Source organism: Aquipseudomonas alcaligenes (assembly GCF_003205495.1).
In the GTDB taxonomy this organism is placed as follows: Bacteria; Pseudomonadota; Gammaproteobacteria; order Pseudomonadales; family Pseudomonadaceae; genus Aquipseudomonas; species Aquipseudomonas alcaligenes_B.
Genome location: NZ_QJRX01000005.1, coordinates 96,059 through 111,192, shown reverse-complemented (window position 1 = coordinate 111,192; position 15,134 = coordinate 96,059). Strand labels below are relative to the sequence as shown.

Annotated in this window: 11 protein-coding genes; 3 read left to right on the top strand and 8 right to left on the bottom strand. The window is 66.3% G+C overall.

Annotated elements, in window-relative coordinates; genetic code table 11:
- Positions 1 to 109 precede the first annotated feature (109 nt).
- Entirely contained in the window at positions 110 to 1,963 is a 1,854-nt protein-coding gene (locus DMO17_RS10625; protein WP_110682465.1) for a SurA N-terminal domain-containing protein, read from the top strand.
- A gap of 62 nt (positions 1,964 to 2,025) precedes the next feature.
- Here the strand turns inward: DMO17_RS10625 and fabI are convergent, their stop codons facing one another.
- Genes fabI through DMO17_RS10595 form a run of 6 tightly spaced genes read right to left on the bottom strand, consistent with a single transcriptional unit; the run spans position 2,026 to position 10,211 of the window.
- Positions 2,026 to 2,820 (bottom strand): enoyl-ACP reductase FabI, encoded by a 795-nt coding sequence (gene fabI, locus DMO17_RS10620; protein WP_110682464.1) that lies wholly within the window; start codon positions 2,818 to 2,820, stop codon positions 2,026 to 2,028.
- A gap of 20 nt (positions 2,821 to 2,840) precedes the next feature.
- Complete coding sequence (locus DMO17_RS10615; RefSeq protein WP_110682463.1) at positions 2,841 to 4,454, bottom strand: ABC transporter ATP-binding protein; 1,614 nt, start codon at positions 4,452 to 4,454, stop codon at positions 2,841 to 2,843.
- Position 4,455: 1 nt separating this feature from the next.
- Positions 4,456 to 5,475 carry an ABC transporter permease gene (locus tag DMO17_RS10610; protein ID WP_110682462.1) on the bottom strand — a complete coding sequence of 340 codons (1,020 nt, stop codon included), beginning with the start codon at positions 5,473 to 5,475 and terminating at the stop codon, positions 4,456 to 4,458.
- A gap of 3 nt (positions 5,476 to 5,478) precedes the next feature.
- On the bottom strand, positions 5,479 to 6,564 hold the full coding sequence (locus DMO17_RS10605) for a microcin C ABC transporter permease YejB (protein ID WP_110682461.1): 1,086 nt from the start codon (positions 6,562 to 6,564) through the stop codon (positions 5,479 to 5,481).
- Complete coding sequence (locus DMO17_RS10600) at positions 6,565 to 8,385, bottom strand: extracellular solute-binding protein (protein ID WP_110682460.1); 1,821 nt, start codon at positions 8,383 to 8,385, stop codon at positions 6,565 to 6,567.
- Positions 8,382 to 10,211, bottom strand: a complete 1,830-nt coding sequence (locus DMO17_RS10595; protein WP_110682708.1) for an extracellular solute-binding protein — start codon at positions 10,209 to 10,211, stop codon at positions 8,382 to 8,384. The genes DMO17_RS10600 and DMO17_RS10595 overlap by 4 nt, the downstream gene beginning before the upstream one ends.
- A 211-nt stretch (positions 10,212 to 10,422) precedes the next feature.
- On the opposite strand from DMO17_RS10595, the gene DMO17_RS10590 reads away from it, so the two are divergent.
- The gene (locus tag DMO17_RS10590) at positions 10,423 to 11,844 is read left to right on the top strand and encodes an HDOD domain-containing protein (RefSeq protein ID WP_375538015.1); all 1,422 of its coding nucleotides are present in this window, start codon (positions 10,423 to 10,425) and stop codon (positions 11,842 to 11,844) included.
- 4 nt (positions 11,845 to 11,848) lie between these two features.
- Here the strand turns inward: DMO17_RS10590 and DMO17_RS10585 are convergent, their stop codons facing one another.
- Entirely contained in the window at positions 11,849 to 13,420 is a 1,572-nt protein-coding gene (locus DMO17_RS10585) for a lytic transglycosylase (RefSeq protein ID WP_181418772.1), read from the bottom strand.
- A 92-nt stretch (positions 13,421 to 13,512) separates the two neighbouring features.
- Positions 13,513 to 14,295, bottom strand: a complete 783-nt coding sequence (gene gloB / locus DMO17_RS10580) for a hydroxyacylglutathione hydrolase (RefSeq protein ID WP_110682457.1) — start codon at positions 14,293 to 14,295, stop codon at positions 13,513 to 13,515.
- Between the two features lie 74 nt (positions 14,296 to 14,369).
- On the opposite strand from gloB, the gene DMO17_RS10575 reads away from it, so the two are divergent.
- Entirely contained in the window at positions 14,370 to 15,128 is a 759-nt protein-coding gene (locus DMO17_RS10575; RefSeq protein ID WP_110682456.1) for a class I SAM-dependent methyltransferase, read from the top strand.
- The last annotated feature ends 6 nt before the right edge of the window (positions 15,129 to 15,134 follow it).

The following is a 15,134-nucleotide window of genomic DNA, read 5'->3' as shown; positions in this document are numbered from 1 at the left end:
CGCTCCATCAGTTATGAGAAGGCGCATCCTCGGATGCGCCTTTCTTTTATCCAGATTCAAAACCCACGCTGCATGGCTGCTTGTTCAGTGCAGCCGTTTCGGGGGAAGCATGCTGCAGAACATCAGGGATAACTCCCAGGGCTGGATTGCCAAGACCATCATCGGTTTGATCGTCATGCTGATGGCCTTCACCGGCTTCGATGCCATCGTCCAGTCCACCAGTAACAGTCGTAATGCCGCCGAGGTCAACGGCGAGGAAATCACCCTGGACAGCCTCAACGCCGCGGTGGATATGCAGCGCCGCCAGCTGATCCAGCAGTTCGGCAAGGACTTCGACGCTTCCCTGCTGGACGACAAGCTGCTGCGTAATGCCGCGCTGGACAGCCTGGTCGAGCGCACCCTGCTGCTGCAGGGCGCCAAGGACGCCGGCATGGCCGTCTCCGATGCCGCACTGGACCAGATGATCGTCCAGCTGCCGGTGTTCCAGGTGGAGGGCAAGTTCGATGCCGCGCGCTTCGATCAGGTCCTGCAGCAGCAGGGATTCACCCGCATGCAGTTCCGCGAGCGCCTCAAGCAGGACGTGCTGATCAGCCAGCTGCAGGCTGCCCTGGCCGGCAGCAACTTCGTCACCGACGCCGAGCTGGACGCCTTCGTCCGTCTGGACAAGCAGACCCGCGACTTCGCCAGCCTGACCCTGCCGGCCGACAGCCAGGCCATCGAGCTGACGGACGAAGAGGTCAAGGCCTACTACGACGAGCATGCCGATCAGTTCATGAGCGTCGAGCAGGTGGTGATCGAGTACGTCGAGCTGAAGAAGGAGGCCTTCTTCGCCCAGGCCGAGGCCAGCGACGAAGAGCTGCAGGCGCTGTACCAGAAGGAAATCGCCAACCTGGCCGAACAGCGCCACGCGGCGCACATCCTCCTGGAAGTGAACGACAAGCAGTCCGACGAGCAGGCCAAGGCCAAGCTGGAAGAGGCCGCCAAGCGCCTGCAGGCGGGCGAAGACTTCGCCGTACTGGCCAAGGAGCTCTCCCAGGACCCGGGTTCGGCCGACAACGGCGGTGATCTGGGCTTCGCCGGCCCCGGCGTGTATGACCCCGAGTTCGAGAAGGCCCTGTATGCGCTGAACAAGGGCGAAGTCTCCGCCCCCGTACGCAGCGAGTTCGGCTGGCACCTGATCAAGCTGCTGGATGTCCAGGCGCCCGAGGTGCCGAGCTTCGACAGCCTCAAGGCCAAGCTGGAGCGCGAGATCAAGGCGCAGCAGGTCGAGCAGCGTTTCGTCGAGGCGGCCAAAGACCTGGAGGAGGCCAGCTTCGAGGCCTCCGACCTGGCGCAGCCGGCTCAGGAGCTGGGACTGCAGGTGCAGACCAGCGGCGCCTTCGGCCGCGAGGGCGGCGAGGGTGTGGCTGCCAATCGCCAGGTGGTACAGGCCGCGTTCAGCCCCGAGGTGCTGGAAGACGGCGCCAACAGCGGCGCCATCGAGCTGGATCCGGACACTACCCTGGTGCTGCGCGTGAAGGAGCACAAGAAGCCGACGCTGCTGCCGCTGGAGACGGTTGCCGCGGGCATCCGCGACACCCTGGCGCGCAAGAAGGCTGGCGAGGCGGCCAAGGCCGAGGGCGAGGCCCTGCTGGCCCAGCTGCGTGAAGGTGGCGCCAGTGGCAAGGAGTGGAAGGTGGTGGAAGCCGCCACCCGCAGCCAGGAGGGTGTCGAGCCCGTGGTGCTGCAGGCGCTGTTCCGCATGGCCAAGCCGGCCGATGGCAAGCCCAGCTATGCCGGCGTGACGCTGAACAATGGCGACTACGTGGTACTGCGCCTGGATGGTGTCGGTCAGGCCAAGGCCGAGCTGAGTGCCGAGGAGAAGACCAGCTACCGTCGCTTCCTCGCCTCGCGCGCGGGCCAGCAGGATTTCGCCGCCTACCGCGAGCAACTCAAGGAACAGGCCGACATCGAGCGTTTCTGACGCCGATTCCAGCCCATGAAAAAGCCCGCTGAAAGCGGGCTTTTTCGTTTCCGGGGTTGCTATCAGTCTTCGATGGCGCCCATGGCGGTGGTGTTGAAGCCGCCGTCGACGTAGAGGATCTCGCCGCTGATGCCCGAGGCCAGGTCGGAGCAGAGGAAGGCGCCGGCGTTGCCGACTTCCTCGATGGTCACGTTGCGGCGCAGCGGGGTCTGCTTCTCGTTGGCGGCGAGCATCTTGCGGAAGCTCTTGATGCCGGAAGCGGCCAGGGTGCGGATCGGACCGGCGGAGATGGCGTTGACGCGGGTGCCTTCCGGGCCGAGGCTGCCGGCCAGGTAGCGTACGCCGGCCTCCAGGCTGGCCTTGGCCATGCCCATCACGTTGTAGTTGGGCATGGTGCGCTCGGCACCCAGGTAGGAGAGGGTGAGGATGCTGCCGTTGCGACCCTGCATCAGCGGGCGACCGGCCTTGGCCAGGGCCACCAGGCTGTAGGCGCTGATGTCGTGGGCGATCCTGAAGCCCTCGCGGGTGGTCACTTCGGTGAAGTCGCCATCCAGCTGGTCGCCCGGGGCGAAGCCGACGGAATGGACGATGCAGTCCAGGCCGTCCCACTTCTGGCTCAGGGCCTCGAAGACCTTGGCGATCTCCTCGTCGCTGGCTACGTCGCAGGGGAAGCACAGCTCGGCGCTGGAGCCCCAGCCCTCGGCGAACTCCTCGACGCGACCCTTGAGCTTGTCGTTCTGGTAGGTGAAGGCGAGCTCGGCGCCCTCGCGGTGCATGGCGGCGGCGATGCCCGAGGCGATCGACAGTTTGCTGGCCACGCCAACGATCAGTACGCGCTTACCGGCGAGAAAACCCATGTGCGTCATTCCTCTTTCAGTTAGTCGGCGGTTGCCGGAGCCATGAACGCGGCTTCCAGCAGCTGCCGGGTATAGGGGTGCTGTGGCGCGGCGAACACCTGCTCGGCCGGCCCCTGTTCAACCACCTTGCCCTGCTTGACCACCATCAGCTGGTGGCTCAGGGCCCTGACCACCGCCAGGTCATGGCTGATGAACAGGTACGTCAGGTTGTACTTGGCCTGCAACGAGCGCAGGAGTTCCACCACCTGGCGCTGTACCGTGCGGTCGAGCGCCGAAGTGGGCTCGTCCAGCAGTATCAGCGCCGGTTTCAGCACCAGTGCCCGGGCAATGGCAATCCGCTGCCGTTGCCCGCCGGAAAACTCATGGGGGTAGCGATGCCGGGTCTCCGGATCCAGTCCCACCTCCTTGAGCGCGTCGATGACGGCCTGCTCCTGCTCCTCCTCGCTGCCCATGCCGTGGATGCGCAGGCCCTCGCCGACGATCTGGCCCACGCACATGCGCGGGCTGAGACTGCCGAAGGGGTCCTGGAAGACCACCTGCATCTGCCGCCGCAGCGGCCTTACGGCTTTTTGCGACAGGCCGTCCAGCGTCTGGCCCTGGAAGCGGATGGCGCCGCGGCTGGCCAGCAGCCGCAGGATCGCCATGCCGAGGGTGGACTTGCCGGAACCGCTCTCGCCGACTATGCCCAGGGTCTGGCCCTGGGGCAGGCTGAAGTCGATACCGTCCACCGCCTTCACATGGTCCACCGTGCGCCGCAGCAGCCCTTTCTTGATCGGGAACCACACGCGCAGGTCGTCCACCTCCAGCAGCGGCGGACCGGCGGGGTTGGCCGCCGGTTCACCGCTGGGCTCGGCGCCGAGCAGCTCCTGGGTATAGGGATGCTGCGGAGCGCGGAACAATTCGTCACACGACGCCTGTTCGACGATGCGACCGCGCTGCATGACACATACGCGATGGGCGATTCGTCGAACCAGGTTGAGATCGTGGGTGATCAGCAGCATGGCCATGCCCAGGCGCGCCTGCAGTTCCTTGAGCAGTTCGAGGATCTTCAGCTGCACGGTGACGTCCAGCGCGGTGGTCGGCTCGTCGGCGATCAGCAGCTCCGGCTCGTTGGCCAGGGCCATGGCGATCATCACCCGCTGGCGCTGGCCGCCGGACAGCTCGTGCGGGTAGGCCTTGAGGCGCTTGGCCGGCTCGGGGATGCCGACCAGCTCGAGCAGTTCGATGATCCGCGCCTGGGCCGCCTCGCCGGTGAGGCCCTTGTGCCAGGCCAGCACTTCGCCGATCTGCTTGCCGATGCTGTGCAGCGGGTTGAGCGAGGTCATCGGCTCCTGGAACACCATGGCGATGCGGTTGCCGCGGATGCCGCGCAGCTTGTCCTGGGGCAGCTGCAGCAGGTCCTGGCCACCGTAGCGGATGCTGCCGGCGGGATGGCGGGCCAGCGGGTAGGGCAGCAGGCGCAGGATGGAATGGGCGGTGACCGACTTGCCGGAGCCGCTCTCGCCGACCAGGGCCAGGGTCTCGCCCTTGCGGATATCGAAGCTGACGCCTTCGATCACCCGCTGGGCCTGGCTGCCGATGACGAACTCGACGGCCAGGTCGCGCACTTCGATCAGGTTGTTCGCATCGCTCATCTCATTTCCTCGGGTCGAAGGCATCGCGGGCGGCTTCGCCGATGAACACCAGCAGGCTGAGCATCAGCGCCAGCACGGCGAAGGCGCTTATGCCGAGCCAGGGCGCCTGCAGGTTGGCCTTGCCCTGGGCCACCAGCTCGCCCAGCGAGGGCTCGCCGGCCGGCAGGCCGAAGCCGAGGAAGTCCAGCGAGGTCAGGGTGCCGATGGCGCCGGTGAGGATGAAGGGCATGAAGGTCATGGTCGAGACCATGGCGTTGGGCAGGATGTGGTGGAACATGATGCCGCCGTTGCCCATGCCCAGGGCGCGGGCCGCGCGCACGTACTCCAGGTTGCGGCCACGGAGGAACTCGGCGCGTACCACGTCGACCAGGCTCATCCAGGAGAACAGCAGCATGATGCCCAGCAGCCACCAGAAGTTGGGTTGCACGAAGCTGGCCAGGATGATCAGCAGGTAGAGCACCGGCAGGCCGGACCAGACTTCGAGGAAGCGCTGCCCGGCCAGGTCGACCCAGCCGCCGTAGTAGCCCTGCAGGGCGCCGGCCAGTACCCCGATCAGCGAGCTGAAGAGGGTCAGCGCCAGGGCGAACAGCACCGACACGCGGAAGCCGTAGATCACCCGCGCCAGCACGTCGCGGCCCTGGTCGTCGGTGCCCAGCCAGTTCTGCGCCGAGGGCGGCGCGGGGGCCGGCACCTGCAGTTCGTAGTTGATGCTGGAGTAGCTGAAGGGGATCGGCGGCCAGAGCATCCAGCCGTCCTTGGCCGCGATCAGCTCCTGGATGTAGGGGCTCTTGTAGTTGGCCTGCAGCGGGAACTCGCCGCCGAAGGTGGTCTCCGGGTAGCGCTTGAATACCGGGAAGTAGAATTCGCCGTCGTAGCGCACGGCCAGCGGCTTGTCGTTGGCGATCAGTTCGGCGCCCAGGCTCAGCACGAACAGGGCGAGGAACAGCCACAGCGACCACCAGCCACGGCGGTGGGCCTTGAACAGGGCGAAGCGGCGTTGATTGAGCGGGGAGAGCTTCATCGATCAGTTCTCCCGGCTTTCGAAGTCGATGCGTGGATCGATCAGGGTGTACATCAGGTCGCTCAGCAGCTTGGCCACCAGGCCGAACAGGGAAAAGATGAACAGGGTGCCGAATACCACCGGGTAGTCGCGGTTGACGATCGACTCGAAGCCCAGCAGGCCGAGGCCGTCGAGGGAGAAGATCACCTCGATCAGCATGGAGCCGGCGAAGAAGATGCCCAGCACGGCGCTGGGGAAGCCGGCCACCACGATCAGCATGGCGTTGCGGAACACGTGGCCGTAGAGCACGCGGCGGTCGGTCAGGCCCTTGGCGCGGGCAGTGACCACGTACTGCTTGCCGATCTCGTCGAGGAAGCTGTTCTTGGTCAGCAGGGTCAGGGTGGCGAAGCTGCCGATCACCAGAGCGGTCACCGGCAGGGCCAGGTGCCAGAAGTAGTCGAGGATCTTGCCGCCCAGGCTGAGTTCGTCGAAGTTGCCCGAGGTCAGCCCGCGCAAGGGGAACCAGTCCCAGTAGCTGCCGCCGGCGAACAGCACGATCAGCAGGATGGCGAAGAGGAAGGCCGGGATGGCGTAGCCGACGATGATCGCCGAGCTGGTCCAGACATCGAAGGCGCTGCCGTGTCGGGTGGCCTTGGCGATCCCCAGGGGGATGGAGATCAGGTAGGTGATCAGGGTGCTCCACAGGCCAAGGGAGATGGACACCGGCATCTTCTCCAGGATCAGCTCGATCACCGTGGCGTCGCGGAAGAAGCTCTCGCCGAAGTCCAGTTGGGCGTAGCTGCTGATCATCAGCCAGAAGCGCTCGGGGGCGGACTTGTCGAAGCCGTACATCTTCTCGATCTCGGCCACCAGCTCCGGGTCCAGGCCCTGGGCGCCGCGGTAGTTGGAGCCGGCCACCGAGACCTCGCCGCCGCCACCGGAGACACGTCCGGTGGCGCCGCCGGAGGCGGCGTCGAAGCCTTCCAGCTTGGCGATCATCTGCTCCACCGGGCCGCCGGGCGCGGCCTGGACGATGATGAAGTTGATCAGCAGGATGCCCAGCAGGGTGGGGATGATCAGCAGCAGGCGGCGAACGATATAGGCCAGCATTCAGTTGGCTTCCTTGTCGACGGCGGCGGCCGGTGCGCGGTGCAGGGGTTCGGTTTCCCACCAGGTCATCAGGCCCAGGTCGTACTTGGGCGTCACGGCCGGGCGGCCGAAACGCTTCCAGTAGGCGATGCGCCAGCTGTCCACGTAGTAGTTGGGCACCACGTAGTGGCCCCAGAGCAGGGCCCGGTCGAGGGCGCGGGCATGGGTGACCAGCGCCTGGCGCGAGTCGGCGCGGATCAGGCCTTCCACCAGCTGGTCGATGGCCGGGTCGCGCAGGCCCATCAGGTTGCGGCTGCCGGGGTTGTCGGCGCTGCTGGAGTGCCAGAACTCGCGCTGCTCATTGCCCGGCGAGCTGGATTGCGGCCAGATCGCCGAGGTCATGTCGAAGTCACGCGAGCGCAGGCGGTTGATGTACTGGGAGACATCGACCCGGCGGATCTGCAGGTCGATGCCCAGCTCGGCCAGGTTGCGCTTGAACGGCAGCACCACGCGCTCCAGGTTGGCCTGGAAGTTGAGGAACTCGAAGGCCAGGGGCTTGCCGTCGGGGCCGATCATCTGGTCGTTTTCGATGCGGTAGCCGGCCTCGGTGAGCAGCTGGTAGGCGCGCCGGCTCTGCTCGCGGATCATGCCGCTGCCGTCGCTGACCGGTAGCTTGAATTCCTGGTTGAACACCTCCGGTGGCAGCTGGTCGCGCAGCGGCTCCAGCAGTTGCAGTTCGGCGGCGTCGGGCAGGCCGCTGGAGGCCAGCTCGGAGTTGGCGAAGTAGCTCTGGGTGCGCTTGTAGGCGCCGTAGAACAGCTGCTTGTTGGCCCATTCGAAGTCGAACAGCAGGGCGATGGCCTCGCGCACCCGGCGATCCTGGAACATCGGCCGGCGCAGGTTGAACACGTAGCCCTGCATGCCGGCCGGATTCTCGTTGTGGATCGACTCCTGGACGAATCGCCCGGCACGCAGGGCAGGGCAGTCGTAGCCGGTGGCCCAGTCCTTGGCCGAATATTCCAGGTTGAAGTCGAACTGGCCGGCCTTGAAAGCCTCCAGGGCGACCTGGGTGTCGCGGTAGTAGTCGACCAGGATGCTGTCGAAGTTGTACATGCCGCGGGTCACCGGCAGGTCCTTGGCCCACCAGTCCTTGACCCGCTCGAAGCGCACGCTGCTGCCGGGCGAGACCTTGCTGATGCGGTAGGGGCCGCTGCCCAGCGGCGGCTCCAGGTCGCCTTTGGCGAAGTCGCGGCTGGCCCACCAGTGCTTGGGCAGCACCTGGATCTGGCCGAGGATCAGCGGCAGCTCGCGGTTGTCCTTGTGCTTGAAGTCGAAGCGCACCCTGAGCTTGTCCTCCGCCACCACCTGGGCCACGTCGCCATAGTAGTGGCGGTACATGGGATCGCCTTTTTCCAGCAGCGTGTTGAAGGTGAAGATCACGTCCTCGGCGGTCACCGGGGTGCCGTCGTGGAAGCGCGCCCTGGGATTGAGGATGAAGCGCACGTAGCTGTTGTCGGCGGCCCTGTCGATCTTCTCGGCCAGCAGGCCGTATTCGGTGAAGGGCTCGTCCGGCGAGTGGTAGGTGAGGCTGTCGTAGATCAGCCCGACATTCACCGCATTGCCCTTGGGGATGAAGGGGTTGAGGCTGTCGAAGCCGCCGATGTCGCGCTGGCGCAGGATGCCGCCCTTGGGCGCGTCCGGATTGACGAAGTCGAAGTGCTGGAAGTTCGCCGGGTACTTGGGTGGCTCGCCGTACAGGGTGATGGCGTGCCGCGGTTCGGCCTGGGTGGCGCCGGCTAGCAGGAGCAGCGTGGCGCCCAGGGTGCGCAGGGCATGTTTCATCGAGCGATCTCCGAGGACTTCAGCCACCAGGCCCGCAGCCCCAGGGTGTAGGGCGGGGTGGTGAGGAAGGCGAAGCGGTTGCGGTAGGCCAGGCGGTGATGGCTGACGTACCAGTTGGGAATGCTGTAGTGCTGCCAGAGCAGGACGCGGTCCAGGGCGCGGGTGGCGGCGACCTGTTCCTCGCGGGTCTGCGCCGCCAGCAGCTTGTCGAGCAGGCTGTCGACCACCGGGTGGCGCACGCCCGCGTAGTTCTTGCTGCCCTTCACGCCGGCCTGGCTGGAGTGGAAGTACAGCCATTGCTCCAGGCCCGGGCTGAGGCTCTGCGGCAGGGTCATGAGGATCATGTCGTAGTCGAACTGGTCGAGGCGCTGCTTGTACTGGGCCCGGTCCACGGTGCGCAGCTCGGCCCGGATGCCGATGCTGGCGAGGTTCTCGGTATAGGGCTGGAGTATGCGTTCCAGGTTGGGGTTGACCAGCAGGATCTCGAAACGCAGGCGCTGGCCCTTGGCGTTGACCAGATGCTGGCCAGAAGGTTTCCAGCCGGCCTCGGCGAGCAGGCCTAGGGCCTTGCGCAGGGTCTCGCGCGGGATGCCGCGGCCGTCGGTGGCGGGCAGGGCGAAAGATTGGCTGAACAGGCGGGCCGGCAGTTGCTTGCGGTAGGGCGACAGCAGCAGCCACTCCTGGCCTTCCGGCTTGCCGGTGGCGGCGAACTCGCTGTTGGGGTAGTAGCTGCCGCTGCGTGTGTAGGCGCTGTTGAACAGGGCGCGGTTGGTCCACTCGAAGTCGAACATCAGGCCCAGGGCCTCGCGGACCTTGCGCTCGGCGAAGGTGGCGCGGCGCGTGTTCATGAACAGCGCCTGGGTCTGGGTGGGGATCTGGTGCGGGATCTCGGCGCGGATCACCTCGCCGCGGGCGATGGCGGGGAAGCGGTAGCCGTTGGCCCAGTTCTTCGCCTGGTGCTCGATGTAGAAATCGAACTCGCCGGCCTTGAACGCCTCGAAGGCCACGCTGCTGTCGCGGTAGAACTCGAACTCGACGCGGTCGAAGTTGTACTTGCCGCGGTTGACCGGCAGCTGTGCTCCCCACCAGTCCTTGACCCGCTCGAACACCAGGCGCCGGCCGGGCTCGACCTGGGTGATGCGGTAGGGGCCGCTGCCCAGCGGCACCTCGAAGCTGGTGGCCTTGAAGTCGCGGTTCTTCCAGTAGTGCTGGGCCAGCACCGGCAGTTCACCGAGGCGCAGGATCAGCAGCGGGTTGCCGCCGCGCTTGAAGATGAAGCGGATGCGGTGGCGATTGAGGATGTCGACCCGCTGCACTTCCTGCAGGGTGGTGCGGTATTGCGGATGACCGTCCTTGACCAGGGTGCGGTAGGAGAAGGCCACATCGTAGGCGGTGATCGGCTGGCCGTCGTGGAAGCGCGCCTCCGGGCGCAGGTTGAACACCACCCAGCTGCGGTCCTCGCTGTATTCCACGCTCCTGGCGATCAGCCCGTAGGCCGAGGCGGGCTCGTCGCCGGAAGGGTCGTAGGCACCGGTGCCGACCATCAGCGGCTCGTTGAACTCGCTGACCCCATACTGCAGGAAGTTGGGCGCCGCCGAGGGGCTGCTGCCCTTGAAGCTGTAGGGATTGAGGGTGTCGAAGGTGCCGTAGGCCATCACCCGCAGCGTGCCGCCCTTGGGCGCGTCGGGGTTGACCCAGTCGAAGTGGGTGAAGCTGGCCGGGTACTTGAGGGTCCCGAACTGGGCATAGCCATGGCTTTCGATCAGGTTGGCGAAAGCGGGAAAGCTCATGGCCAGGCCGAAAATCAGCGAGAGCAGAGGACGCATCGGGTGCAGGGTCCAGTCCATGGGGCTTTCTGACGCTAGGCGGGGCGTTGCCGTCGTAGCTGCGGTGCCTGCCGTGCGTTTGTTTGCTCGGTACAGTAACAGCTTGTATCCGCAGGAAAAAGAGTGCCTTTTTCACAGCATGTGCCATCAATTTGATTACACTGAAACAAATTGAAATGAGGTTGCTGACTTGGCGGAACGCAGTATCGGTTTGCAGTCATGGATAGATCGACTCAATCAGGCCGAGTTGCCTGCCCTCGCCGCCGTGGTGCAGGACCTGCATCGCCTATCGCAGGCCGACAAGGCCTCGGTGCAGCAGCTGGCAGACCTGCTGCTGCGTGACGCCTCGCTCACCGCCAAGGTGCTGCGGGTCGGCAACAGCGTCTACTACAACCCCTCGCAGGAAAGCATCCGCACCATCTCGCGGGCCATAGTGCTGATCGGCTTCGACAACGTGCGGCTGATCGGCATGTCGGTCAGCCTGATCGACAGCCTGCTCACCCGGGTGCCGCGCGAGCAGCTGCAGATGCTCCTGGCGCGCTCCTTCCACGCCGCCGTGCAGGCGCGCAACATCGCCGGCTACGTGCTGACCAAGAACCAGGAGGAGGTGTTCATCGCCGCCCTGCTGCACACAGTGGGTGAGCTGGCCTTCTGGGCCTGTGGCGGCGAGCAGGCCGACGAGCTGGCCGACGCTCTGGAGCAGCCGGGCGTGGACGCCGACGAGGTGGTGCGCCAGGTGCTCGGCACCAGCTTCCGCCAGCTCACCCAGGGCCTGGTGAAGAGCTGGAACCTGGGCGAGCTGGCCAGCTTCGCCCACGGCAGCGGCAACCAGCATGACCCCGCCGTGCGCGCCGTCAACCTGGGTGTGAAGATCAGCGAGGCGGCCCTGGAAGGCTGGGACTCGCCGGCGATGGAGAAGCTGGTGCAGCAGCTGGCGGACTTCACCGGGGTCAGTCCCGAGGACGCCCTCAAGCAGGTGCTGGAGAGCGCCGACGAGGCCGTCCAGGTTGCCGCCACCTTCGGCGCCAGCCAGCTGTGCCGGCTGATTCCCAATACCGACCCGGAGCAGATCAAGCTACAGCAGCAGGAGCGCAAGGCACGCCTGCTGCAACCGGACCTGCTGGTGCTGCAGCAGGCGCTGCAGGACCTCGGCATGATGGTCAACCAGAAGGCCGATGTCGGCCTGGTCCTCGACACCCTGCTCAAGGGGCTGCATCAGGGCGCCGGGCTGGAGCGGGTGATGCTGGCGGTGCTGGCCGACGGGCAGACCTGCTTCCGCGCCAAGCGCGCGGTGGGCGAGGGTACCGAGCAGTGGCTGGCGGATTTCCAGCTGCCGGCCAAGCAGGCCGAGCAGCCGCACATCTTCAGTTATGCGCTGCGCAACCGCGAGGCGATCTGGATGGGTGTCCCGGCCAGCTACAACCTGGCCGAGCTGGTGACCCTGCCGATGCGCCAGCTACTCGGTCAGGGCATGTTCTTCATCGCCCCGCTGATCGCCGGCAGCCGCGAGATCGGCGTGCTCTACGCCGACAGTCGGGTGTCCGGGCGGGCGCTCAAGCACGAGCAGTTCGTCGCCTTCCAGCGTTTCACCCAGCTGACCGGACGCTGTCTGGAAGCGCTGAGCAAGCGCTGAGGCTTCAGTTGGTGTAGAGCGTCAGGGTCTGCCCGGGCTTGAGCGAGCGCGCGTCGCTGCGTGGGTTCCAGCTCTGCAGGCGCTTGACGTCGACCTTGAAGCGCTGGGCGATCAGGTACAGCGAGTCACCCTGCTTGACCCGGTAGTAGGTGACCTTCTGCCGCTTGCCGTCGCTGGCCGCCGCCACCGCCTTGCCACCGTTACCGCCGCGGATCTCCAGGACCTGGCCCAGACTCAGCTTGCTGCGGGCATTCAGGCCGTTCCAGCGTTGCAGGTCCTGGAGCGAAACGCGGTGGCTGTTGGCGATCTGCCACAGGGTATCGCCACGCTTGACCTTGTAGCGCTGCGGCTGGCTGCTCGGGGCCTTGGCCACCTGCTGGTGCAGGGCCGGGGCCCGCTCGCTGCCGGCCTCGGCGGGAATGCTGAGGATCTGGCCGACGCGCAGGTGATTGCTGGAAAGGCGGTTGACGTCCTTCAGGGTGTTGACCGTCAGGTGGTAGCGGTTGGCGATGCTGTGCAGGTTGTCGCCCGAGCGTACCCGGTACTCCTGCCACTGCACCGGCGCCTGGGTCTTGATCAGGGCCAGGTTGGCATTGAACAGTTCGGCCTTGTCGATGGGCACCAGCAGGTGCTGCGGGCCATCCATGGTGATGCCCTTCTTGAAGGCCGGGTTGAGGCTTTCCAGCTCCTCTTCTTCCATGTCGACCAGGGCCGCCACCCGGGCCAGGTCCAGGCCCGGCTTGCTCGCCACCTGCTCGAAGTAGGGTTCGTTGGCGATCGGGTCGAGGCGCACGCCATAGGCTTCGGGCGACAGGACGATCTGCGACAGGGCCAGCAGCTTGGGCACGTAGTTCTGGGTTTCCTGCGGCAGCGGCAGGTTCCAGTAGTCGGTCGGCAGGCCGAGCTTCTGGTTGCGCTCGATTGCACGGCTCACCGTGCCTTCTCCGGCGTTGTAAGCGGCCAGGGCCAGCAGCCAGTCGCCGTTGAACATGTCGTGCAGGCGGCTCAGGTAGTTCAGCGCGGCATTGGTGGAGGCGGTGATGTCGCGGCGGCCGTCGTACCAGTTGGTCTGGCGCAGGTTGAAATGGCGGCCGGTGGAGGGGATGAACTGCCAGATGCCGACTGCATGGCTGCGCGAGTAGGCGAAGGGGTTGTAGGCGCTCTCGATCACCGGCAGCAGGGCCAGCTCCATCGGCATGTCGCGTTCTTCCAGGCGCTCGACCACGTAGTGGATGTAGCGGCTGCCGCGCTCGGAGGCGTTCTCCAGGAAGGAGGGGTTGCTGACGAACCACAGGCGCTGGTTCTCGATGCGCGGGTTGACGCCGATCTCGTCCTGCAGCTTGAAGCCATCGCGCATGCGCTCCCAGATGTCTTTGGGGGCTTGCTCCTTGGCGGCCTCGTCGAGCCACTCCGGTTCCTGCTGCAGGCCTACGGCGCGATCGGTGTCCTGGCCCGGATTGTCGCTGCGGCCGGTGCTCTGGCAGCCTGCCAGACCCATGCACAGGATCACCGCCAGAGCCCTTGCTCCTCGTGCCAATGCCGCTGAATCAAGGGTTCCGAAAGGTAATAAGAACATCGGTCGGTAGTACCTGCCGGCGCAAAAAAGTTCGGGGATTCTAGGAATGGCCCCGGGGGTGGTCAAGTTTTCACCAGTCCGCTGGTCGATTCTTAACCAGCCTTGAAGTTGTCCTTCCAGCTGCGCAGTGCGCTGAATACCTCGTCGGCCCTGCGCTGGCGGGGGCCGTCCCGCTCGTCGAGTTTTTCTTTAACGGATGTTTCCAGGCAGCGCAGGAAGGGGTTGGTGGCCAGCTCCAGGGCGATGGTCGATGGCAGGCTGATGCGCCCGGCGGCGCGCCAGGCGGCGACTTCGGCCAGGCGCGCGGCGATGGCGGGGTTGGCGGGCTCCACGGCGTGGGCGAAGTGCAGGTTGCTCAGGGTGTATTCGTGGGTGCAGTACACCTGTGTGGCGCCGGGCAGGGCTGCCAGGCGCTGCAGGGAGTCGTGCATCTGCTGCGGGGTGCCTTCGAACAGGCGGCCGCAGCCGGCGGCGAACAGGGTGTCGCCGCAGAACAGCCAGCCTTCCTCGGCCTGGTGGTAGGCGATATGGCCCAGGGTATGGCCGGGCACCGCATATATAAGGAAGCTGCGGCCCAGCACCTCGACGCGCGCGCCCTCGTCCAGCGCCAGGTCGCGGGCCGGGATGTTTTCCCGCGCAGGGCCGCACACGCGGGCGCCGGTCGCCTGCTTGAGACGGGCGATTCCGCCGATATGGTCGGGATGGTGATGGGTGATCAGGATGTCGCTGAGCTGCCAGTCGCCATGCGCCTCCAGCCAGGCCAGCACGGGGGCGGCATCGCCCGGGTCGACCACGGCGCAGCGGTGCTGCTGGTTGTCCTGGATGAGCCAGATGTAGTTGTCGCTGAAGGCGGGCAGGGCGTCGATCTGAAACATGCTCGGGGTCGCCAATCGAATCACAATGGCGCATCTTAAGCGGCAAAGAGCTGCTTGTGTCACGGGAGGTCCCGATGAGCGAACAACCTTTTGCCCAGGCCGACGCCGACTGGCTGAGCCTGACCCAGGCCGCCCGCCAGTGGCTGGCTTCGCCGCTCGGCGAGCAGCTGCTGGGCGAGGAGCGCAAGGCCCTGGACGAGGAACTGGCGCGCTACTTCGGCGGTTACCTGGTGCACTACGGGCCGGCCGAGGCCGAGCCGCCGAAGGCGCCGCAGATCCGCTGTAACGTGCGCCTGGGCGCGCCGCTGGCCGGCGTGCACATCGCCTGCGAGGAGCAGGCCTGGCCGCTGGGCGAACACGCTGCCGACGTGGTGGTGCTGCAGCATGGCCTGGATTTCTGCCTGTCGCCTCATGGCCTGCTGCGCGAGGCGGCGCGCAGCGTGCGGCCGGGTGGTTACCTGCTGATCTGCGGGGTCAATCCCTGGAGCACCTGGGGCCTGCGCCACTACTTCGCTCGTGACGGCTTCCGCCAGGCCCGCTGTATCTCGCCCAACCGCCTGGCGGACTGGCTCAGCCTGCTCGGCTTCGCGCTGGAGAAACGCCGCTTCGGGTGCTATCGTCCGCCGCTTTCCGCGCCGGCCTGGCAGGCGCGGCTGGCCGGGCTGGAGCGCTGGGGCGCGAGCCTGCATGCACCCGGAGCGGGGTTCTACCTGCTGGTGGCGCGCAAGCTGGTGGTCGGGCTGCGTCCGCTGCGCCCGGTGCCACGCGCCAGCATGGGCAAGCTGTTGCCGTTGCCGGTGGCCAAGGTCAGCCGGCGCGATTCCGAGAACTAGAGCATT

Excerpts from the sequence above, each read along its gene's own strand:
- DMO17_RS10605 (WP_110682461.1), bottom strand. The coding sequence starts at position 6,564 with ATGCTGGCCTATATCGTTCGCCGCCTGCTGCTGATCATCCCCACCCTG.
- fabI (WP_110682464.1), bottom strand. The coding sequence starts at position 2,820 with ATGGGTTTTCTCGCCGGTAAGCGCGTACTGATCGTTGGCGTGGCCAGC.
- DMO17_RS10615 (WP_110682463.1), bottom strand. The coding sequence starts at position 4,454 with ATGAGCGATGCGAACAACCTGATCGAAGTGCGCGACCTGGCCGTCGAG.
- DMO17_RS10595 (WP_110682708.1), bottom strand. The coding sequence starts at position 10,211 with ATGCGTCCTCTGCTCTCGCTGATTTTCGGCCTGGCCATGAGCTTTCCC.
- DMO17_RS10575 (WP_110682456.1), top strand. The coding sequence starts at position 14,370 with ATGAGCGAACAACCTTTTGCCCAGGCCGACGCCGACTGGCTGAGCCTG.
- DMO17_RS10585 (WP_181418772.1), bottom strand. The coding sequence starts at position 13,420 with ATGTTCTTATTACCTTTCGGAACCCTTGATTCAGCGGCATTGGCACGA.
- gloB (WP_110682457.1), bottom strand. The coding sequence starts at position 14,295 with ATGTTTCAGATCGACGCCCTGCCCGCCTTCAGCGACAACTACATCTGG.
- DMO17_RS10600 (WP_110682460.1), bottom strand. The coding sequence starts at position 8,385 with ATGAAACATGCCCTGCGCACCCTGGGCGCCACGCTGCTCCTGCTAGCC.
- DMO17_RS10610 (WP_110682462.1), bottom strand. The coding sequence starts at position 5,475 with ATGAAGCTCTCCCCGCTCAATCAACGCCGCTTCGCCCTGTTCAAGGCC.
- DMO17_RS10625 (WP_110682465.1), top strand. The coding sequence starts at position 110 with ATGCTGCAGAACATCAGGGATAACTCCCAGGGCTGGATTGCCAAGACC.